17 protein-coding genes are annotated in these 19,389 nt (G+C 39.0%); 7 read left to right on the forward strand and 10 right to left on the reverse strand.

The genetic code is table 11. The annotated features are described in order from the left end of the window. Positions 1–10: 10 nt before the first annotated feature. The 3 genes from T391_RS0104875 to flhA are packed head-to-tail and all read right to left on the reverse strand — an operon-like array spanning position 11 to position 3,527. On the reverse strand, positions 11–235 hold the full coding sequence (locus tag T391_RS0104875) for a hypothetical protein (protein ID WP_027327386.1): 225 nt from the start codon (positions 233–235) through the stop codon (positions 11–13). Next, complete coding sequence (locus tag T391_RS0104880; protein ID WP_027327387.1) at positions 228–1,286, reverse strand: DHH family phosphoesterase; 1,059 nt, start codon at positions 1,284–1,286, stop codon at positions 228–230. Before T391_RS0104880 ends, T391_RS0104875 begins: the two co-directional genes overlap by 8 nt. 3 nt (positions 1,287–1,289) lie before the next feature. Continuing rightward, entirely contained in the window at positions 1,290–3,527 is a 2,238-nt protein-coding gene (flhA, locus tag T391_RS08050; RefSeq protein ID WP_084340128.1) for a flagellar biosynthesis protein FlhA, read from the reverse strand. Positions 3,528–3,642: 115 nt separating this feature from the next. On the opposite strand from flhA, the gene rpsO reads away from it, so the two are divergent. Then, entirely contained in the window at positions 3,643–3,915 is a 273-nt protein-coding gene (rpsO, locus tag T391_RS0104890; protein ID WP_027327388.1) for a 30S ribosomal protein S15, read from the forward strand. Between the two features lie 87 nt (positions 3,916–4,002). Here rpsO and T391_RS08795 read toward each other — a convergent pair whose 3' ends face one another. After that, positions 4,003–5,745: a sodium:solute symporter family transporter gene (locus T391_RS08795; protein WP_027327389.1), complete on the reverse strand. Its 1,743-nt coding sequence runs from the start codon at positions 5,743–5,745 to the stop codon at positions 4,003–4,005. An 11-nt stretch (positions 5,746–5,756) separates the two neighbouring features. Further along, a complete protein-coding gene (locus T391_RS0104900; RefSeq protein WP_027327390.1) occupies positions 5,757–9,191 on the reverse strand; it encodes a bifunctional proline dehydrogenase/L-glutamate gamma-semialdehyde dehydrogenase in 3,435 nt (1,144 codons plus the stop codon). Positions 9,192–9,439: 248 nt separating this feature from the next. Here T391_RS0104900 and T391_RS0104905 point away from each other — a divergent pair, with 248 nt between their 5' ends. The 6 genes from T391_RS0104905 to T391_RS0104930 are packed head-to-tail and all read left to right on the forward strand — an operon-like array spanning position 9,440 to position 15,065. Continuing rightward, the gene (locus tag T391_RS0104905) at positions 9,440–10,450 is read left to right on the forward strand and encodes a bifunctional 3,4-dihydroxy-2-butanone 4-phosphate synthase/GTP cyclohydrolase II (RefSeq protein WP_027327391.1); all 1,011 of its coding nucleotides are present in this window, start codon (positions 9,440–9,442) and stop codon (positions 10,448–10,450) included. Positions 10,451–10,463: 13 nt separating this feature from the next. Further along, positions 10,464–11,996 carry an ABC transporter substrate-binding protein gene (locus T391_RS0104910; RefSeq protein ID WP_034583938.1) on the forward strand — a complete coding sequence of 511 codons (1,533 nt, stop codon included), beginning with the start codon at positions 10,464–10,466 and terminating at the stop codon, positions 11,994–11,996. Between the two features lies 1 nt (position 11,997). Continuing rightward, positions 11,998–12,930, forward strand: a complete 933-nt coding sequence (locus T391_RS0104915; protein WP_027327393.1) for an ABC transporter permease — start codon at positions 11,998–12,000, stop codon at positions 12,928–12,930. Next, positions 12,927–13,706 carry an ABC transporter permease gene (locus T391_RS0104920; protein ID WP_027327394.1) on the forward strand — a complete coding sequence of 260 codons (780 nt, stop codon included), beginning with the start codon at positions 12,927–12,929 and terminating at the stop codon, positions 13,704–13,706. The genes T391_RS0104915 and T391_RS0104920 overlap by 4 nt, the downstream gene beginning before the upstream one ends. After that, entirely contained in the window at positions 13,693–14,433 is a 741-nt protein-coding gene (locus T391_RS08055) for an ATP-binding cassette domain-containing protein (protein ID WP_051420615.1), read from the forward strand. Before T391_RS0104920 ends, T391_RS08055 begins: the two co-directional genes overlap by 14 nt. Beyond that, positions 14,427–15,065 (forward strand): ATP-binding cassette domain-containing protein, encoded by a 639-nt coding sequence (locus T391_RS0104930; protein WP_027327395.1) that lies wholly within the window; start codon positions 14,427–14,429, stop codon positions 15,063–15,065. The genes T391_RS08055 and T391_RS0104930 overlap by 7 nt, the downstream gene beginning before the upstream one ends. Here the strand turns inward: T391_RS0104930 and T391_RS08060 are convergent. The 5 genes from T391_RS08060 to accA all read right to left on the reverse strand — a co-directional run bounded on the left by T391_RS08060 (position 15,062) and on the right by accA (position 19,389). After that, positions 15,062–15,424: a hypothetical protein gene (locus T391_RS08060; RefSeq protein ID WP_084340130.1), complete on the reverse strand. Its 363-nt coding sequence runs from the start codon at positions 15,422–15,424 to the stop codon at positions 15,062–15,064. The two genes, T391_RS0104930 and T391_RS08060, sit on opposite strands and share 4 nt — an antisense overlap. Further along, positions 15,424–16,035, reverse strand: coding sequence for a hypothetical protein (locus T391_RS0104940; protein ID WP_027327396.1), 612 nt, complete (start codon positions 16,033–16,035; stop codon positions 15,424–15,426). Before T391_RS0104940 ends, T391_RS08060 begins: the two co-directional genes overlap by 1 nt. After that, positions 16,032–16,685 (reverse strand): 3-methyladenine DNA glycosylase, encoded by a 654-nt coding sequence (locus T391_RS0104945; RefSeq protein WP_027327397.1) that lies wholly within the window; start codon positions 16,683–16,685, stop codon positions 16,032–16,034. Before T391_RS0104945 ends, T391_RS0104940 begins: the two co-directional genes overlap by 4 nt. 50 nt (positions 16,686–16,735) lie before the next feature. Beyond that, complete coding sequence (locus tag T391_RS0104950) at positions 16,736–18,265, reverse strand: flagellin A (protein ID WP_027327398.1); 1,530 nt, start codon at positions 18,263–18,265, stop codon at positions 16,736–16,738. 191 nt (positions 18,266–18,456) lie between these two features. Then, a complete protein-coding gene (gene accA / locus T391_RS0104955) occupies positions 18,457–19,389 on the reverse strand; it encodes an acetyl-CoA carboxylase carboxyl transferase subunit alpha (RefSeq protein ID WP_027327399.1) in 933 nt (310 codons plus the stop codon).

Here is a 19,389-nt window from a genome sequence, read left to right on the forward strand (position 1 = left end):
TCGTCATAGATTATTGGCCAAAATGCTGGGGGTATTTGTTTTGGAGGGTTTGAATGATCTTGATCATTTGATCTTGATTGTAGGGAAGATTTTCATCCATCCTATCTAGCTCATGCATATAAAGATCAATCAGTGTTTCAATTTGATTTTTTTTGGCACCTGCAAAATATAAAGCCACGCCCAATAGATCCATCACTTCTAGGGCAAGATCTTGGATTTCTAAATCTTTATTCATTACATTCTCCTTGTTCTAAAATTTGCTCGATTTGACATTTGATATGTGTATAAAAAAAGTTCTCTTTAAATCCATCTATTCGCCCACCAGATGCATTTTTGTGACCCCCTCCACCAAAAAGTTTTGAAGCCATAAGACTGACATCAAGCTTATTATTTGCTCTAAGACTTACATTACCGCGTGCATTGACATCAAGAAAAAAAGAAAAATCTGGATTCCTTGTAAGGAATTGATTCCCCACAACGCTAACATTGCCCAATGTATAAGTCAGGATACCCTTGTGGCCTTGATAGAAAATCGATAATTTGTCTTTTTGATTTTCTAAAAGATGGACAATGTAGTGTGAGAAAATATTATCCATTGTTTGTTTTTGGGGATCTCCATTGAAGGCAAGTTTTTTGAGTCTAAAAAGATCATTATCAAACTTTACATCTCCATCTTCTAAGTGCAGATAGTCCTTGATTTGGGAAAGCATAAAAAATTTAATCAAGCGATTTTCATCTTCAAACATCACACGATTGGGGTCTTTGAGGGAGGCAATCATCCCCATCGCAACTTTTCCAAACTCAAAGCAAAATCCATCCATTTTCCATATATCAACAGAATTCACCATATTGGAAAAATCACTGAGCCATTGTCTTTGGGTTGGATCAAGGAGAGTGTAGCGCTCTATGAGTGTTTCAAATGTGATTTTGCATGCACTTCTTGTGGAATCTAAAAAATACCAATGAAATTTCTGTGCGCTTTCAATCCCACTAATATGATGATCCAAAAGCATGAGTGTTAGCTCAAAGCCCTGCATTTTGAGTTCTGTGATTTGTTCTTGCAAAAACTCTGCTTCACTCAAAGAGAGATTGAGATCGGTAACAAGAAAGAGTAGATGCTTGTCTTTGGATTCTTGTTTGATGAGAGAGATCATTTCTTTGAGGCGGATAAGAATCTCTTTGCCATAATTGGCATTGAAAAATACAATATCTTCAAAAAAATGTTTAGCTACAAACTGAGCTCCGTATCCATCTAGATCGATATGAGAGAGGTGAAAAACTTTCATTATTTATCCCTTAAAATCAATTTCAATAGGTTTATCAATAATCTCAAAATTCACATTGGGATCAAGCTCTGTGTGGCTTAAGACTGTGATCTCGATTTTGAATTGTTCCATCTTGTCATAGAGTGGGCGCCTAAGCTTGCTATCAACCAAGAAAATAACAGGAGAGATGCCATTTTGCATCACCTTAATCATAGATTCCTCAATTGCATCTTTGAGTTTTTGGGTTTCATTGATGGTGAGAAGTAGGGCTGGTGTTGAGCCTTGATCTTTGATTTTTGAAAGTAGTGCTGCTTCTGTATCGTTGCTAAAGATGAGAAGTTTGAGAATCCCATCATCGGATTTGAAGAGATTGGTGATGCTTCGACTTAGTCTTGAGCGCACTTGCTCAACAAGAATGGAGACATTGTTTTGGACAGCATTTGCTAGATCTGTAATAGTTTCAAGAATAGTGAGCATATCTCTGATGGGAATCTTTTCTTTGAGAAGCTCTTGAAGAACTTGACGGATGATTCCTGTAGGAATCTTATTGGCTTCTTCAATAATGGCAGGATAGCTATCGCTGAGGCGAGAGAGAAGTTTTTTGACTTCATCTTTGGTGATAAATTCTGGCGAGTATTGTTTGATGAGCTCTGAGATATGCGTTGAGATGACTGTAGAGGGATCGATGATCGTATAGCCTTGGATGATGGCTTCTTCTTTGTCTTTGGGTTCAATCCACAATGCATCCATTCCAAAAGCAGGTTCTTTTGTAGGTATTCCATCAATTGGAGCTCCTACATAGCCAGTATCCATAGCCAAGAAGTGATCAGGCATCACCTCACCCTCCCCGATCTTAACCCCTTTGAGCAAGAACTCATAACGCGTGGGAGTGAGTTGAAGATTGTCTTTGATTCTAATCTTTGGTACCAAAAATCCAAAATCACTAGCAATTTTTTTGCGAATCCCACGAATTCTCTCGATGAGATCGCCATTTTGTTTAATATCAGCTAGTTTAATGAGTTGATATCCAAGATAAAGTTCCAAAACTTCCACTTTCAGGACATCATTGATGATGGCTTCTTCTTCTTTTTCGATCTCTTCTTCACTTTTTTGTGGGCGAGGCGGTGCTGCATGAGAGGAGATATCATGGATTTTTTTTGTTTCATGTTTGGGAGTATTTTTGTTGAAAAATTGTTTGATAGAAGAGAAGATGCTTTTCTTTTCTCCCTCTCCCATGAGGTAGGCAATCCCAAAAAATACAAAACTCATAAAAAATAAAGAAAGCTTAGGGAAGCCAGGGATGAGCGCACCAAGAAAGAGAATCGAACCCAAAATTGTGACGATTTTTTGATTATTGATGAGCTGTGTGACGAGATCTTTGGCAAAAGTTTCGCCTTCGGTTTGTGTGGTTCGAGTGATGATGATCCCTGTTGCTGTGGAGATGATAAGTGCTGGAATCTGTCCGACAAGTCCATCTCCGATTGTGAGAATTGTGAAAGTAGAAGCGCTATCTGCAATGCTCATGCCATGTTGGAATACACCGATGAGAAAGCCACCAATAATATTGACCAAGGTGATAATGATCCCAGCGATCGCATCTCCTTTGACAAATTTGCTAGCTCCATCCATAGATCCATAGAAATCCGCCTCTTGTGCCAAAGCTTCTCGGCGCTTTTTGGCTTCTTGTTCATTGATAAGTCCAGCATTCATATCTGCATCAATTGCCATTTGTTTCCCAGGCATCGCATCAAGCGTGAATCTTGCTCTCACTTCTGTCACGCGTGTTGAACCATTGGTAACGACCATTAGATTGACAAGAACCAAAATACAAAAGATGATGATTCCAATGACATAATTTCCCCCCACGACAAACTCCCCAAATGCCTTGACGATACTACTCACAGCTTCTGCTCCATTGTGTCCTTCGCTAAGAATCATCCTTGTTGTAGCAACATTGAGTGCAAGGCGATAGAGTGTGACAATAAGCAAAAGAGTAGGGAAGGCTGAAAAATCAGTAGGTTTATGAATATAGAGTCCGATGAGAATGATGAGGATTGAGAGAGCCATTGAAATGCTGAGCATAAAGTCTAGCACTCCGCTAGGAAGTGGCACAATGATGATCATTAGGATCGCAATCACAAAAAATACAACACTTAAATCTTTGGAGGCTAAAATACGAGCCAAACCACGCTGTAGATTGAGCTGGAGTTGTTTGAATCGATCTGTATTTTGTGAAGCCAATCTTTCCTCTTTTATATACATTGAGATCTTGCTAGAAACTGAGAATTTTACATTCTTTTGATGTAGCTTTCAGGTAAAATTCTAGCCCTTCTCAAGGAAAAAATTGAGTTGAGAAATACCAATCTAGGAGGTCAAAATGGCTCAAGATGTGGCGAAAAAAAGAGAGATTATCTCTAAGTTTGCTCGAGATTCTAAGGATACTGGATCAACAGAGGTGCAAGTTGCGCTTTTGAGTGATCGTATCGCAAACCTGACAGAACACCTCAAGTCAAACCCAAAGGATCATTCCAGTCGTTTGGGGCTTTTAAAGCTTGTAGGACAAAGACGAGGATTGCTTAAGTATCTCAAAAGAACACAATATGATCGCTATGCCAAGCTAATCGCTGAGCTTGGGATTAAAGATCGCTAATCTCTTGCCCTCTCTTACTTTTAAGAGAGAGGGTTTGTCTTATCTCTCTAAGTCACCCCCCCCCCCCTTTTTTTTTCTAGTTTTATTTTATTTTTTGATTTCATCAAGCATTAGATTGAAAGCTTGTTTTGTCCCTTCTCTGAGTGTTGTTGCAAGACTAACGACTACAATAGCGATGCTAGCGCAAATAAATGCTGGGACAATTTCATAAATTGGAAAATATGCTTTGAGGAAGTTTTTGTGCAAAATCACAACGACTGCTCCTGTAATGATTCCAGCAACAGCTCCATAGCGTGTCATTCTTGACCAAAATAATGAAAAGAGAATCACGCTTCCAAAACTTGCCCCAAAGCCTGCCCAAGCGTATGCGACGATGGAGAGGACGCTAGAGTTGCGATCAGTTGAGATGATAAAAGCAATCACTGATACAGCCAAAACCCCTAGACGACTTGCAAGCATGATGGATTTTTCTGAAGCTTGCTTGTGGAAGATCATGTGGTAGAAATCTTGAGCAATTGTTGAGCTTGAGACAAGAAGCTGTGAGCTTGCTGTGCTCATGATCGCAGCTAGAATTGCACTCAAAAGGATACCCGCAACCCAAGGGTTAAAGAGTGTTTGACTCATCACAATAAAGATTTTTTCTGGATCATGTAGGGCAAGATTAAATTTATTGACATAGGCGATGCCAAGAAGTCCGATCATACAGGCGCCAATCAATCCCAAAACCATCCAAGAGATTCCAATCGTTGTAGCAAGAGGAATATCTTTGATGGAGCGAATCGACATAAAGCGCACAAGAATATGGGGCTGACCAAAGTATCCCAATCCCCAAGCTAGAGCAGAGATGAGTCCAATAATGGAGATATCAGAGAATAGACTTAGGCGATCATGTTGGGAAAACTGTGTTGCTTTGAAGTCTTCTAAAAGTTGAATTAGTTTAGGGGTATTGTGTGAATCTTGTGCTTTTTGGAGCTCTGCTGTAAAAGTCTGCACTGCTTGGTTGTTGATCTTGAGATCCTTGCTCTCTTTGAGAAGCAAAATGAGCTCATCGATTTTGATTTGGATATCTTGGTGTGGATTAGTTTTGAGATCTTGGATGAGAGAAGGGATGGAATCTTGGAACTTGATTAGTTGTATTTTAGCCTTGTCGGATTGCTTGATATACTTAAGCGCTTCTTGGGTCCCCCCAAGATGTGTGAGCATAACGATTGGGACGACGATTAGGGCAAGCATCATTAAGAGACCTTGAATGAGATCTGTCCAGCAGACCGCTTTATATCCGCCAAAAAATGTATAAATAACAATTACCAGTGTGCCAATCGTCAAGGCGTAGTTGTAATTGAGTCCAAAAACAGCTTCAAAAAGTTTGGCTCCTCCTACAAGTCCACTAGAGATATAAAAAATAAAAAAAATCAAAATCACGATCGCACAAAGTAATCTTAAGATGTGTTTATCATCACTAAATCTTGTTTCAAGATAGTCAGGAATAGTGAGAGAATTGCTCACAACTCCTGTATAGATTCTTAATCTTTTAGCGACAAAAAGCCAGTTGAAAAGAGCTCCAAGTGTCAGACCAATGGCGATGTGAAATTCGATGAGACCCCCGACAAATAAGGCTCCAGGGAGTCCCATGAGCAGCCATCCGCTCATATCCGAAGCTCCCGCAGAAAGAGCTGAGACAACAGGTCCTATCCCCTTATCTCCCAAGAAGTAGTCACTGCTTGTTTCATTTTGTTTGAAAAAATAAAATCCAATGCCAAGCATCACAAGCGTATAACACGCAAAAGTCGTAATAATCGGAACATTTAGGGCAACTGTTTCAAGATTCATTGTTTCCTCCTTTAGTTTAGGGCTCTCTCGCCTAGATTTCCATAGCGATGGAATGAGATGCTTGTCGATTTTTCATTGAAAAAATACAAAAGTTCAAATCGTCCATTGATGATTGGATGATCTCTGATGATAATTTTTGCATATTCTGCGGCCTTAGCATCAATGAGCTCATCTTCTCCCAAAAATCGAATCCTCTCATATTGGATGATAGATTGAGCAAAATCCTGTGTGCTTTCTTGTTTGAATCTCACCTCTGGGAAGAGTTGTTGGGCAAGCTCTATCGCAGTATTTTTAGAATCAAAACTGATGCAAAGCGGAATATTGGTCGTAAGGCTTGCAAGAATGGTTCCAAACAGATCAAGATATGTATCTTCCTGTGAGTATCGATATCCTAGGGAATGAATCTTTTGATAAGAGAAGAGATTGTCTTCTCCCCGCACATGGACAAATTCTCTGCTTGTGCTAAATTCATTTTGATAATGATAGCTATAGCTTTGAAGCATTGCTAAGAGTTTGCTCAAATCTTCCTTTGGACATTTATCCTCTAAGCGTTTTAGACGGCTTTCTAGGATAGAGGGCCAGAGATTGGTATCTTCTGCATCTTGGGAGAGATTGAGGAATTGTGTGATGTAGTTATATGTCCCCACTTTTCGCCCAAATCCCACAGCACTTTTTTTGATCCCACCAAAAGGCTGACGCAAAACAATTGCACCTGTTGAGGGCTTGTTGATATAGATATTACCTGCCTGAATGTTTTGGATGTAGTATTCCCACTCTCTTGTATCAAGAGATTCAAGAGCGCTTGTGAGACCATAGCCTGTAGAGTTGGCAATCCGTATAGCATCCTTCAGATCCTTAGCGCGCATCACGCTAAGAATTGGTGCAAATAGTTCGGTGGTATGCATGAATGACCCCTCTTTGACGCCATATTTGATGCAAGGACGCAATAGATTTGGATTTTCTGATTCAAACTTTGGCTCTAAGACCCAATATTCCCCATCATCCAAAGTCTCAATCGCCCTTTGGATTTTGTCATTGATTCCATTAGCAAGTGTGCCTAGTTTGTTTTTGAAATCAAATGGATTTCCTACAAGGAGGGAATTTGCTGCATCCACAAGCGTTTTTTTGAAATTTTCATCTCTATACACCTCATCCTCAAGAATCAAAAGCGATGTTGCAGAGCATTTCTGTCCAGAGTTTGAAAAAGCAGAGTGAATGATGTTTTTGATCGCAGAATCTCGGTCTGCCATTTTGGTGACGATTGTCGCATTTTTGCCCCCAGTCTCAGCACTTAGAAGAAGCTTGGGATTGTTTTTGAGAATCTCATATGCCGTCTCTTCTCCTCCTGTAAGGACACAAAAATCCACTTTACCTAAAAGATGAGATGAGATATTTTGTCCAGATGATGGGAGATAGATAAGAAAATCTTTATCAAAACCAGCATCCCAAAAACACTCACAGATTTTATATCCTGTGATGGGACTTAGACTTGATGGTTTGAAGATGACTTTATTTCCAGCAGCAAGAGGAGCGGCAATTGTGCCCACAGGGATCCCTATGGGGAAATTCCATGGAGCAATTGTAACCCCTATGCCTTTTGGATTGAAGTGAGTCTTTGGATTTTGTTCTTGTAAGACTTTGAGGGAGTGTGGATAAAACTCAAGAAAATCGATCGCTTCACTCACCTCTGCATCGATTTCTAAAAATGTTTTTCCTACCTCAAGGGCTGCGATTCCGATGAGATCTCCTCGTCGATCACGCATAATTTGAGCTGTTTTTGCTAAGAGATTTGCAAGTTCTTCAAATGAGTAAATTCTGGCATTTTTGGCTAAGTGAAAAGCTTGTGTGATCCCTTCAGTGTTTGCTAGATAGACTTTTCCAATCTCTTGCTGTGTGATTTTGTTTTTGATTGAGATATGTTGATCGTGGGGGAGTTGCTTGTGAGCTGTGGGATAAATAGATAGATTTGAGAGATTCTCAAATTTGCTTTTGATTTCCTGTGCCCATTGCCTATTGGCAGACAAAATAAAATCTGTATCAGGCTCATTGACAAAGTGATGCTGTGTGGAGGGTAGGGGTTGTTTGCATCTGCGATCTTGAGTTCTCCTTGGTTGGTTATCGATTTGATTGATTCCAGCAATTGAATTAAGAAAGATTTCCTTTTGTTTTTTCCAATTGAGATCATTGACTTTTAGATTGAAAAAGTGACGCATAAAATTATCTTGACTTGTATTCTCATCAAGGCGTCGCACGAGGTAGGCAATCGCATTGTTGAAATGCTGCATATCACAAACTGGGGCGTAGAGGATGAGTTTGTGCATTTTGCTTAGCTCCTGACTGGCTTGCATACTCATTCCCTCAAGCATCTCAAATGTGAAGTAATCTTGTGCGCATTTTTCTTGGATCCTATTATAGGCATAGGCGATTTCAAAGAGATTATGGCTTGCAATGCCTATATTGATGTATTTGAAATTATCACCCTCAAGAATGAAATCAAGCATCTTTTTGTAATTAGAATCTGTATCGACTTTGTTTGTGAAAGTTGGGAGCTCCCATCCTCTCTGACTAGCGATTGTCTCTTCTGCTTCCATATTTGCTCCCTTGACAAAGCGAATCTTGATTGGTTTGCCTCCTTTGATCACTCTTTCTTTGGAGAATTGATGCAGGATTTTGAGATAGTGGAGAGAATCTGGGATATAGGCTTGAAGCACGATACCAGCTTGGAGATCTTCAAACTCGCCAATGGCCTCCATAAAAGAAGCGACCGTGAGCTCAAGGTCTCGATATTCTTCCATATCAAGATTGATAAATTTAGGAATTTTTTGTTGGTGAGCTAGGGCGTATAGATCTTTTAGTCTTGAGACAATTTCTTTTTTGGAGTAATCAAAATCGATAATATTGATTTGGCTAAAAATAGTTGTAATCTTGATAGAGATATAGGTGATATCTGGAGATAAAATTGCCTCTTTGTATTTTTGGATTCGGTATGAAGCTTCATCTTCACCAAGCACTTCTTCCCCAATGAAATTGAGATTGATTGTGATGTTTTCTTCTAGGCGTTTATGGATATGAGCTTTAAGTTTGTTTGGATCGGCATCCAAAACCATCGCTTTTGTGTCATTTCGGATTTGTGAGACAAAGAATCCAACGCTAATTTGAGGAAGATATTTGCCAAAAGTTAAAAATAGCAAGAGCAAAACTTTTTCTGAAGGAGAAAAGAAATCAGCGATTCCGTATTTTTGGAGCGTGAACTGAATCAACTCAAAACTTTTGGATGCATCAGAAGAGCGGAAACTTTTGTCTAGTAACTCAATAAGCATGACTTTATTTTGTGGATTTTCTAAGAGTTTTTGCATTTTGTGCTGAAACTTTCTCTCTTCATGTGACATTTTTTGAGAAATTGTATTTTGCAAGTTCTCTGCCATCTGTAGCGATTGTTGAATAATGTTACTCATGGGGACCTCCAAATGTTAAAAATAAACACAAGTTTTACTTATTTTATCAAAAGGTAAAGAAATATTTTTCTTAAAGTGCTAATAAACTGATTTTGTATTTGTAGATTTCATTGGAGAGTTTGGGGTGATTTTGTGATTGTGATGAGTAAATTTTATTTTTGGAGTTGAAGCCAATTACTCTGTATGATTGATTGGATAAAATCAAAGTTTTGAGTTTAAAGGATAGTGTTATGGAAGAGATTGTTGAACAGCGTGTGAGAGAGGCTATTGAAGCTTTTAAAAGAGGCGAGATGCTGATCGTGATGGATGATGAAGATCGTGAAAATGAGGGGGATTTGGTCTATGCTGGGATTTTTAGCACCCCTGAGAAAGTGAATTTTATGGCTAGGGAGGCTAGGGGATTGATCTGTGTCTCTATTACTCAAGAGTTGGCATCATCTCTTGAACTTAATCCCATGGTGAGCTGTAATGATTCTAATCATCATACGGCTTTTACTGTGAGTATCGATGCCAAAGAAGCAACGACTGGAATCTCAGCCTATGAGCGAGATATGACCATTTCTTTGATGTGTAACCCCAATTCAAAACCAAGTGATTTCGTTCGTCCTGGACATATTTTCCCCCTTGTTGCAAAAGAGGGGGGTGTGCTTGTGCGCACTGGACATACTGAGGCGAGTGTTGATTTGTGCAAATTGTCAGGACTTGCTCCAGTTGCTGTGATTTGCGAAATGATGAAAAGTGATGGAAGTATGGCAAGAAGAGGAGATCGCTTTTTGTTTGATTTTGCACAAGAGTATCAGCTTAAGATTCTTTATGTGTCTGATTTGGTGCAGTATCGCCTTCATTTTGAAAATCTTATTTCTTGTGAGCATGAAGAAGAGGTGAGTTTATGTCTCAAGCCATGCAAAAAATATCTTTTCAAGGATCATTTAGATCGTATCTATGAAGTTTTTGCATTTGAGGGTCAAGGAAAGCTTCCTTATGTGCGTTTTCATCATATCAAGCAAGACATTCAGATGATGCAAGAGGATTTTGCTAGCTTTATGAAAGTTTTGAATATGATTGAGGAGGAGGGTGGCTTTTTGGTGTGTTTGTCTGAAAAGTCAGAAGATAAAAGCTTTGGAATCGGAGCTCAGATTTTGAAGCATTTGGGAGTGAGTGATTTTAAGTTATTGAGCTCTAGGCGCGCTATTGATTATAGTGCATTGGGCGGATTTGGTGTCAATATTGTTGAAGTGATATGTATCTAACTAGGAGCAGAATATGAAGAAGTCTCTTTTTTTGTTTCTTGTGCTATTGGTTTGGGGAGTGGCAACACCAAAAGATACATTGGTAGTTGCAATTGAAAATGAGCCTAGTCGTCTCAATCCGATCTTTAGTGAAGATCATGATGTAGCGATGAGTGCGATTTTTTCTGGTCTTGTGCGTTTTGACAAAGATATGAAAGTCTTGCCAGATTTGGCAGTTGCTTGGAGTGTGAGTCAAGATGGTCTGACTTATGTGTTTGATTTGAGAAAGGGGGTGAAATGGCAAGATGGTGCTCCATTTGGTGCAGATGATGTGATATTTACACTTCAAAGTCTTAAAAATCCAAAGATAAATTCACCTCTTGGTGTGAATTTTGAAATGATTCAAAGCATCAAAAAAATAAATGAAAACAAAATCAAAATCAAGCTCTCAAAGCCATTTCCAGCATTTTTAGATGTGATGAGCGTGGGAATCTTGCCCAAGCATTTGCTAGCTAGAGAGGATCTCAATACATCTAGTTTCAATCAATCCCCTATAGGCACAGGTCCTTATAAACTTGTGCAATGGAAAAAGGGGCGATATATGAGTTTGGAGGCAAATCCATTTTTTTATTTGGGCAAAGCCAAAACCACTAAATTGATTTTCAAAACGATTGCAAATCCTAGTATCACATCTGTTGAGCTCAAAAATGGATCAGTAGATGTGGGGCTTGTAGATTTTGAACTTGCTCATTCTTTTGTCCGTGATTCTCGCTTTGGATTTACACTTCTTCCCTCAGCAGATTATCGTGCCTTGATGTTTAATGTCAAAAATCCTCTTTTTAAAGATCCAAAGGTGCGTGTAGCGCTCAATTATGCGATCAATAAAGAAGCAATGCTAAAAACTTTGATCCACTCTCATGGGTTTGTTGCAGATCATCCCTTGCAAGCTTCTTGGGCAAATCCAGCGGTTTATCCAGCCTATAGCTATGATCCCAAGAAAGCTTTGATTTTACTTGAAGAGCTTGGATGGAAAAAAGGAGAGGATGGGTATTTGTATAAAAATCAAAAAGTTTTTGAGTTTGATATCTATACAATGAATAACGATCCTTTGAGAGTTGCATTGGCTTCTGTGATTCAAGGCGATCTTGCCAAGATTGGAATCCGCACAAAAGTTGTAGCAAAACCTAGTGGAAGTTTTGATTATACGCGTGTGGATAGCTTCTTGATTGGATGGGGGAATCCAATTGATCCTGATTTGCATACCTATCGTGTATTTTCAAGTTTGGAAGATACAGATATCAATGCTGGGGGATGGAATTTTGGACATTATGCAAATGCAGAAGTGGATTTGGCACTGAATCAGGCAAGAAATACCCTTAGTCCTGAAAAACGCAAGGAAGCTTATGCACATTTGATCTCTGCACTCTATCAAGATCCTCCTTATATTTTCTTGCTGTATTTGAATTTTCCCTTGGTGTATCGCGCCAATGTCAAGGGGATTGAGCCAAATATTGTGGGACATCATGGTGTAGGTTTTACTTGGAATATTTGGCAGTGGAGCAAATGATTTGCGAGCATTGAGACGCTTAGTCTTTGGATTGTTTGGTCTTTTGGGATTGAGTTTTTTGAGCTTTGTTTTGATTTATTATTCTCAAGGGAGTGTTGCATTTGCCAATGTTTCACAAGGGATGAGCTCTGCGTTGAGATATCAAATTGAAGAAAACCTCAATCTTCATCAACCAATGCTTAAACAATATGAAACTTGGCTGTTTAATGCATTGAGGGGGGATTTTGCAGTTTCTCTTGTGAGTGGAGAGGATGTGCTTAGTATAATCAAAGAGAGATTACCCAATACTTTGATTTTGGGAGGAGTTGCTTTTGGCGGACTTGTGATTCTCTCGCTATTTTTGGGTCTTGCATCACTATTTTCTCCGACTTTAGATCGTTTGATGAGTATTGTTGGATTGGGGTTTGCTGCCTTGCCAGCCTTTTCGATTTCATTATTATTGATTTTATTTTTTAGTGTACTTTGGCCCATATTTCCAAGCTCTGGAGCGAGTGGGATTGGTGTGGAAGAGAATATTTGGGATCGCATACTTCATTTGGTTTTGCCTGTGAGTGCTCTGATCCTCTCGCATTTAGGGATTTTTGTCCAATTTGTGCGCACGACATTAAATGATTCTCTCAATCAAAGTTTTATTCAATTTGGTCTAGCACGAGGTTTGAGTTTCTTTTATATTGCCACTCGTTGGATTTTTAAATATTCTCTCCCACCAATGATTTCTTATTTTGCAGCTTCATTTGTGAGTTTTATGGTGGGTGTGTATGTTGTCGAGGGGGTTTTTAGTTATGGAGGGATTGGATCAAGTCTTATTAATGGGTTAATATTCAAAGACTATCCATTGATTTTGGCAATTTTGACCTTAAGCTTTCTTGCTGTGATGATTGTGAATTTTGTAGCTGATTGTTTGTGTGAGTGGCTAAATCAGGGGCGTGTGTGAGAAAAGTTTTTTTATTTTTGCCCTTTTTTGTGTGTTTGATTTGTGTTTTTATCCCTATCGATGACAATCTCATCTCTCTTGCTCAGAGTAAACTTTCTCCAAGTCTTACTCATTGGTTTGGCACAGATTTATTGGGGAGAGATTTGTTTTGGCGTATCATCGCTTCATTCAAAATTTCTTTTGTGGTGGGATTTGGAGCATCAAGCTTGTCGCTTGTGTTTGCACTTATCTTTGTTGTGTTTTTTTATTTTGTTTGTCCAGCACTTGGATATCGAATCATTGAGCTTTTCTTGGCATTGCCTTCTTTGATTTTTGTTATGTTTGTGCAGAGTTTTTTCCATGGAGGGGTTTTGACGATGATCTTTGTGATCGCGCTTGGACATTGGGCAATGATTGCAAAAGTATTGAGTGATGAAATACACAAAATCCATAAACAAGATTTTTATCAATGCTCCAGAATGCTTGGAATCTCAAAATTTAGAGCGCTTTGGAGTGAGGTTTTACCAGCTTGTCTCAATGTCCTTGTTATTTTGTGGATACTAAATTTTTCCCATGCCATTGGTAATGAAGCGACACTTAGTTTTTTTGGACTTGGGATTGAGCCAAGCAAGGCAAGTCTTGGAAATATTTTGGCAGATTCGGCAAAAGCAATTTTTGTGGGTGGATGGTGGATGATTGTTTTTCCAATTGCGGCTTTGATGTTTATGATTTTGCCTATGCTCTTCTCAGCACACCATTTTCAACGAAAAGAGGGATATTGGAATGCTGGAAATTGAAAATCTAAGTCTAAGTATCCAAGATCAAATCCTACTTGATCATATCACATTCTCTTCCTATGGGAATCTAGGCGTGCTTGGGGAGAGTGGAAGTGGTAAAAGTTCTCTTCTCAAATCTTTGGTTGTTTTGTTTTCATCCTCTTTTCTCCTGCAAGCAAAAACCTTGCGTGTCAATAAATTTAATGTTTTGCACTTGAGGGGAAAAGCATTGCGTAAATTTAGACAAAGAGTTGGTTTTATCTCTGCTGATTTGTATGGAGGATTTTATCCTCTAAGTTCCATTGGCAGTGTATTTGATGCTTTAATGATGTATAGCGATATAGGAGGATCAAAAAGAGATCGCAAAAAATTGGCTTTTGAGATGTTTGAACAAATGGGGTTAGAGCAGCTTGATCGTATCTGGAATAGCTATATCCGTGAACTAAGTGGAGGGATGGCTAAACGGGTGCAAATTGCTCTATGTCTTATATGTGGTGCAAAAATTTTGCTTTGCGATGAAATCACAGCATCTTTGGATGAAGAAAATGCTCAAAAACTAATAGCTCTTTTGAAATCTATGCGTATTCCTTCAGTGTTTGCTACTCATCAAATCTCGCATTTGAAGGCATTGTGTAATGAGGCAATTGTGTTGAAAGATGGGCGATTGATCGCTCATGGTTTGATTGAGACACTGCAAGATTTGCAAAATGATTATGTGCAATCTTTATTTGGAGGAGCGTCGTGCTAAGGGTAGAGAATCTCTGCTTTTCTTATGAAAAGCGATCGGGATTTGGTTTATCAAAGATCTCTACTCCTATTTTGGATCACTTAAGTTTTTCATTGCAGAGTGGAGAAAATATGATGATCTATGGATCAAGTGGGAGTGGGAAAAGCACACTAGGGAAGATTTTGGCTGGATTGATTAGTGCTCAGGCAGGTGAGATTTGGTTGGATGATGAGAGGATTGTCGGACTTTCACCTCTAAAGATTCAATATATCTTTCAAGATCAAAAAACAGCACTTAATCCTCACAAAAATGTCAGACAATTGATTTTGAGTGTTGCTTGGGCTTTGGAAGAGAAAGTTGATTTGCTCCAACTTCTTGATCTTTATGGTTTGGATGAGAAGATTTTGGATCTTAGGGTTTCAGCCTTGAGCAGTGGAGAAGCTCAGCGCATAGGAATCTTAAGAGCTTTGATAGCTAAGCCAAAGATTTTGATTTGTGATGAGGTATTTGCATCCCTAGATCTTGGAGTATTGGAAAAGATCCTCTCAATCCTCAGAAGCTATCAAAAGGAGCATTCTGCAAGCTTTATTTTTATCTCTCATATAAAAGAAGCATTGGGGGGGATGTATCAAAAAATTTTACGATTAGATTAGCGCAATAGAGGATTTTCCAAAAAAAATGGTGTTGGATTGGGTTTGAGTTGGAGAGGGGCGCTAAAATCAAGTGGATTGAGAGATGTGTGGCAGTTGATGCATTGTTGGATCACTTTATGTGCCTCTGAAAGCTCTGGCTTGAGAAGTTTTTGAGCATCATGACAGGCAAAACAGTCTTGCCCACATGCACCCATATCAATTTGAGACATTTTCTCTTCTGTGTGACAGTTTTTGCACTCTTGCATGGGCTGATGTCTAAAATCATGTTTGTAATCAAGGGTTGTATGACAGCTTGCACAATCTCCTTGACAAGCCCAAACTGCAATAATCAAAAGACAAAAAATCCCAAAAAAGCGCATCACCAATCCAAGCTAAAATCATAAAAGCTAAAACCAAGCATAATGGTTGAAGTGTGAATCTTATCCAGCCTTAGCTTATAGGCATATTGATAGCCATAGTTGTAGGATAGATTGATTCCATAGCCTTTGGCTACATCAAAAAATAATCCAAAAGCAGCATCTAGACCATAGGTATTGAATTGATAACCCTGATATTCAAATGGAAAGTGTTTGAGACTCATTCCCAGCTTAATAAATGGGATCACGCGTCCTTCCCAGAGCCTACCTCCGACTTTAACTCCTGTAGAGAGTGCATATAGAGCATTGCTTTTGCCTCCTCCAGCTGCACCATCCAGATAGAATCCTATGAGAGTTGTATGATCTTCCCCAAGAAGCCATCCCATATCAAGAGTGAAAGCAAGGCTATTGAGAGAACGGGTATCAAAAAGTGGATATCGCCAAAAATTGGCATAAGTGAGATGAACACCAAAGGAAGCATAATATGGAGAGGAGACAATCGCTGGATGAAATCGATTTATTTCTTTTGGAGTTTGCTCTTCTATCTTTTCGGATTTATTTTCTGAGGCAAAAGCAATCAAGCAACACAGCATACATCCATAAAAAATTCTCAAGCCTTAAATCCTTTTTTGGCAAATTCAACTATTTTTCCATGAAATCTTGCATAGATCTGAGCAAGGGAGATATTCCAAGAATAGAGTGATTGGATTTTATCCAAAGATTCTATAACGCCTCGCGTGATCCATTCTTGAATCTCATCATATTCTTGTATTTCATATCCATAAAGGCAGAGGAGCTTATAGGTGTATTGATCAACTACCATGACGCTTTGAAGGCATGCATAGTTTAAAATCGCATCTCTTGTCTCACGACCGATCCCTTTTTGATCTAAAAGCCATTGGGAATCAGCGTTGTTTTGAAACATTGCATAAGAATCATAGGTGTGAAGTATATTTTGAGCCAGAAGGATGAGGCGTTTGGCTTTTTGGTTGGCAAATCCACTAGGATATATGAGTGATGCAAGGAATTCTGGGGTGCATTGAGCAAGATTTTGTAGATTTTTCTCATTTTGATGTGGGGTAAAGATCTTGGAGTTTTGGAGATTTTGAAGTGATTTTTGGACATTTTCCCATCGTGTATTTTGTGTGAGAATGGCGCTAATCACCACTTCAAAATCACCATGATTTGGCCACCACCAAGATGGAGAATGATCCAAAAGGTGCAATGAATGAAGATAAGAAAAAAGCTGATAAGAATCTCTCATAGTGGTTTATCCCCCCACCCTCTAAAAGAGAGAAGGGAAGTCTGATCTTTTTAGCTAAGCAATCTTAGGATATTTTGTTGCAAAGCATTGGCTTGTGATAATGCATAGCTACCAGATTGGGCAAGAATGCTGTATTTGTTAAAGTCTGATGACTCAGCAGCAAAATCAACATCTCTAATCTGAGATTCAGCAGCTTTGACATTGACTTGAGTAACAGCGATATTATCCATTGTGCTAGTCATTTGATTTTGCACCGAACCCATATCGGCTCTAACTTTATCAAGTGTTTTTTGAGCAGATTCTGCAATATTCATAACAACCATCGCACCAATAAGAGTTGTCACACCTGCACCAAGTCCTGTTGCACCACTTGCAACCACTGCATTGTAATTACCACCAGCAGCAGATCGAACATTTGCACCAAATTCACCCATAACATCTCTGAGATTTACTGTAGATTCTGCAACTTGCCCTACACCAAATCCGATAGCAGCAAAGTTTGAACCTCCAGAAATCCCAGGAGCTGAAACAACTTGAATGTCTCGTGCATCAAGTCTTGTCAAAGACAATCTTCCATAGTTGCTTGATCCAGCACCAAGTGTTTGACCACCATTGAGTGAAGTGACAGCAGCATTTGGATCTTCAGAAGCTTTGATATAGATTCCGCGACCATCAATACTGCGGAGGTTTAATCGTCCAAGACTATCGACAAAAGCCTCAACTCCAGTATCAGAACTTACTGCATTGATTGCCGCAGCCAATCTTCCATCAGCATCATTATCTTGGATTCCTATAATGTCTCCAAATACAACTCCATTGATTGAAAGTCCCTTGATGTCTCCTGCTTTGATTGCTTTGTCTGAAGTAGATTGAACATTGGCTTGAGCTTTGATTCCAGTTTTATCAGAATTCTTATTGATTGTTTCTGCTAGTGCTCCAAGACCTGTTCCAGCGGAGTGAGAGACAATAACACTCTGAAGTGTAATATCGTTTGCTCCATCAGCTTGTTTGAAGGTCAGAGATACAACACCTGATCCAGAAACATTGGCTCCAGTTTCAACGCGTACTTGTCCAATTTTGTCTGATGTTGTAGCACCAATGGATGCACGGATTGTTTGATTGGAATATGCGCCAACTTGGAATTCTTTGTTTGTAAAGGATCCTGAAAGCAATGAGACTCCATTATAAGTCGTTGTATTTCCAATATTGTCAAGTCCCTGAATCAGTCTTGCAATATCATTTTGGATTGCTCGTCTTGACTGCGTTGATTGACCATCTTGGGCGGCTTGAGTTGCTTTGACCTTGATGGTTTCTAGGATTTTGATTTGCTCATCCATTGCCTTATCTGCAATTTGAATGATTCCAATACCATCATTTGCATTTCGGATTGCTTGACCTAAGCTTGCGGCTTGTGATCTTAGACTGTCAGCGATAACCATACCCGATGCATCATCGGCTGCCTTATTGATTCTGAGACCAGAACTCAACTTTTCTAGTGAGTTTTTAAGCTTACTTTGTGTAAAAACAGATTGAACATGTGCATTCATAGCACCAATGTTTGTATTGACTTGAAAAGCCATGTAAAACTCCTTTTTGTATTTTTGATCTAAACTTCCCTGTTTAGCTTTGGAAAGATCGACAGAGTCTAAAAATCTTTAATTATTTTCTTGACTTATCTAAATCAATTTTTGAGAGTATTTTGCAAAGTATTTAAGAAATACTGAAGAAACAAAAAATAAAGAAAACTAAAAGATAAGAGAAGAGAGAAGAGCTATAGAGTTTTAAAATCTCCATAGTTCATTAGTTTCTCATACCGTTTAGAGAGAAAATCTTTTTGAGATTTGATTTCATTTAAAGCAGTAAGAAAATAATCTTTGATCGCTCTTGCAGCAGCTTGCTTGTTGCGATGAGCACCATTGAGTGGCTCTTCTACAATATCATCAATGAGATTGTAGTGTTTGAGGTCTTGAGCAGTGATTTTCATAGCTTTCATGGCAGATTCGATTTTGCTTGGATCATTCCAAAGGATTGCTGAACATCCCTCGGGAGAAATCACACTGAAGACAGAATAGCTCATCATTGCCAAGCGATCGGCTACAGCGATTGCCAGTGCCCCCCCACTACCTCCTTCACCGATAATGATCGAGATTGTCGGTACTTTGAGGTTGGCAAACTCTTGTAAGTTTTTTGCAATCGCTTCACTCTGTCCTCTTTCTTCTGCACCAATCCCTGGGTAAGCACCAGCAGTATCAACAAGCATTAGTATAGGAATATCAAATTTTTCAGCAAGCTTTGCTGCACGCAATGCTTTTCGATATCCCTCAGGGTTTGGCATACCAAAGTTTCGCTCAAGCTTGTTTTTTGTTCCTCGCCCCTTTTCTTCTCCAATGATCATGGTTTTTTGCCCATCGATATATCCAAGAAAACAAACAATTGCCTTATCGTCATGAAAATGTCTATCTCCATGAATTTCATGCTTTTGATCCAAAATGAGATCAATATAATCCATCGCATAAGGGCGATCTGGATGGCGTGCAATCTGAATCTTTTGATAATCACTCATTTGCGAATAGATTTTTTGGGTTTCTTTTTGGAGAGATTCTTCTAGAATCTCTTGGGCATGAAAATCCCCCTTAATTCTTGCAGATTCAATCTCATCTTGGATATTTTTGAGTTTTTCTTCAAAATCTAAATAAGTAGCCAT

It is taken from the genome of Helicobacter pametensis ATCC 51478 (genome assembly GCF_000518225.1).
Taxonomy (GTDB): domain Bacteria; phylum Campylobacterota; class Campylobacteria; order Campylobacterales; family Helicobacteraceae; genus Helicobacter_G; species Helicobacter_G pametensis.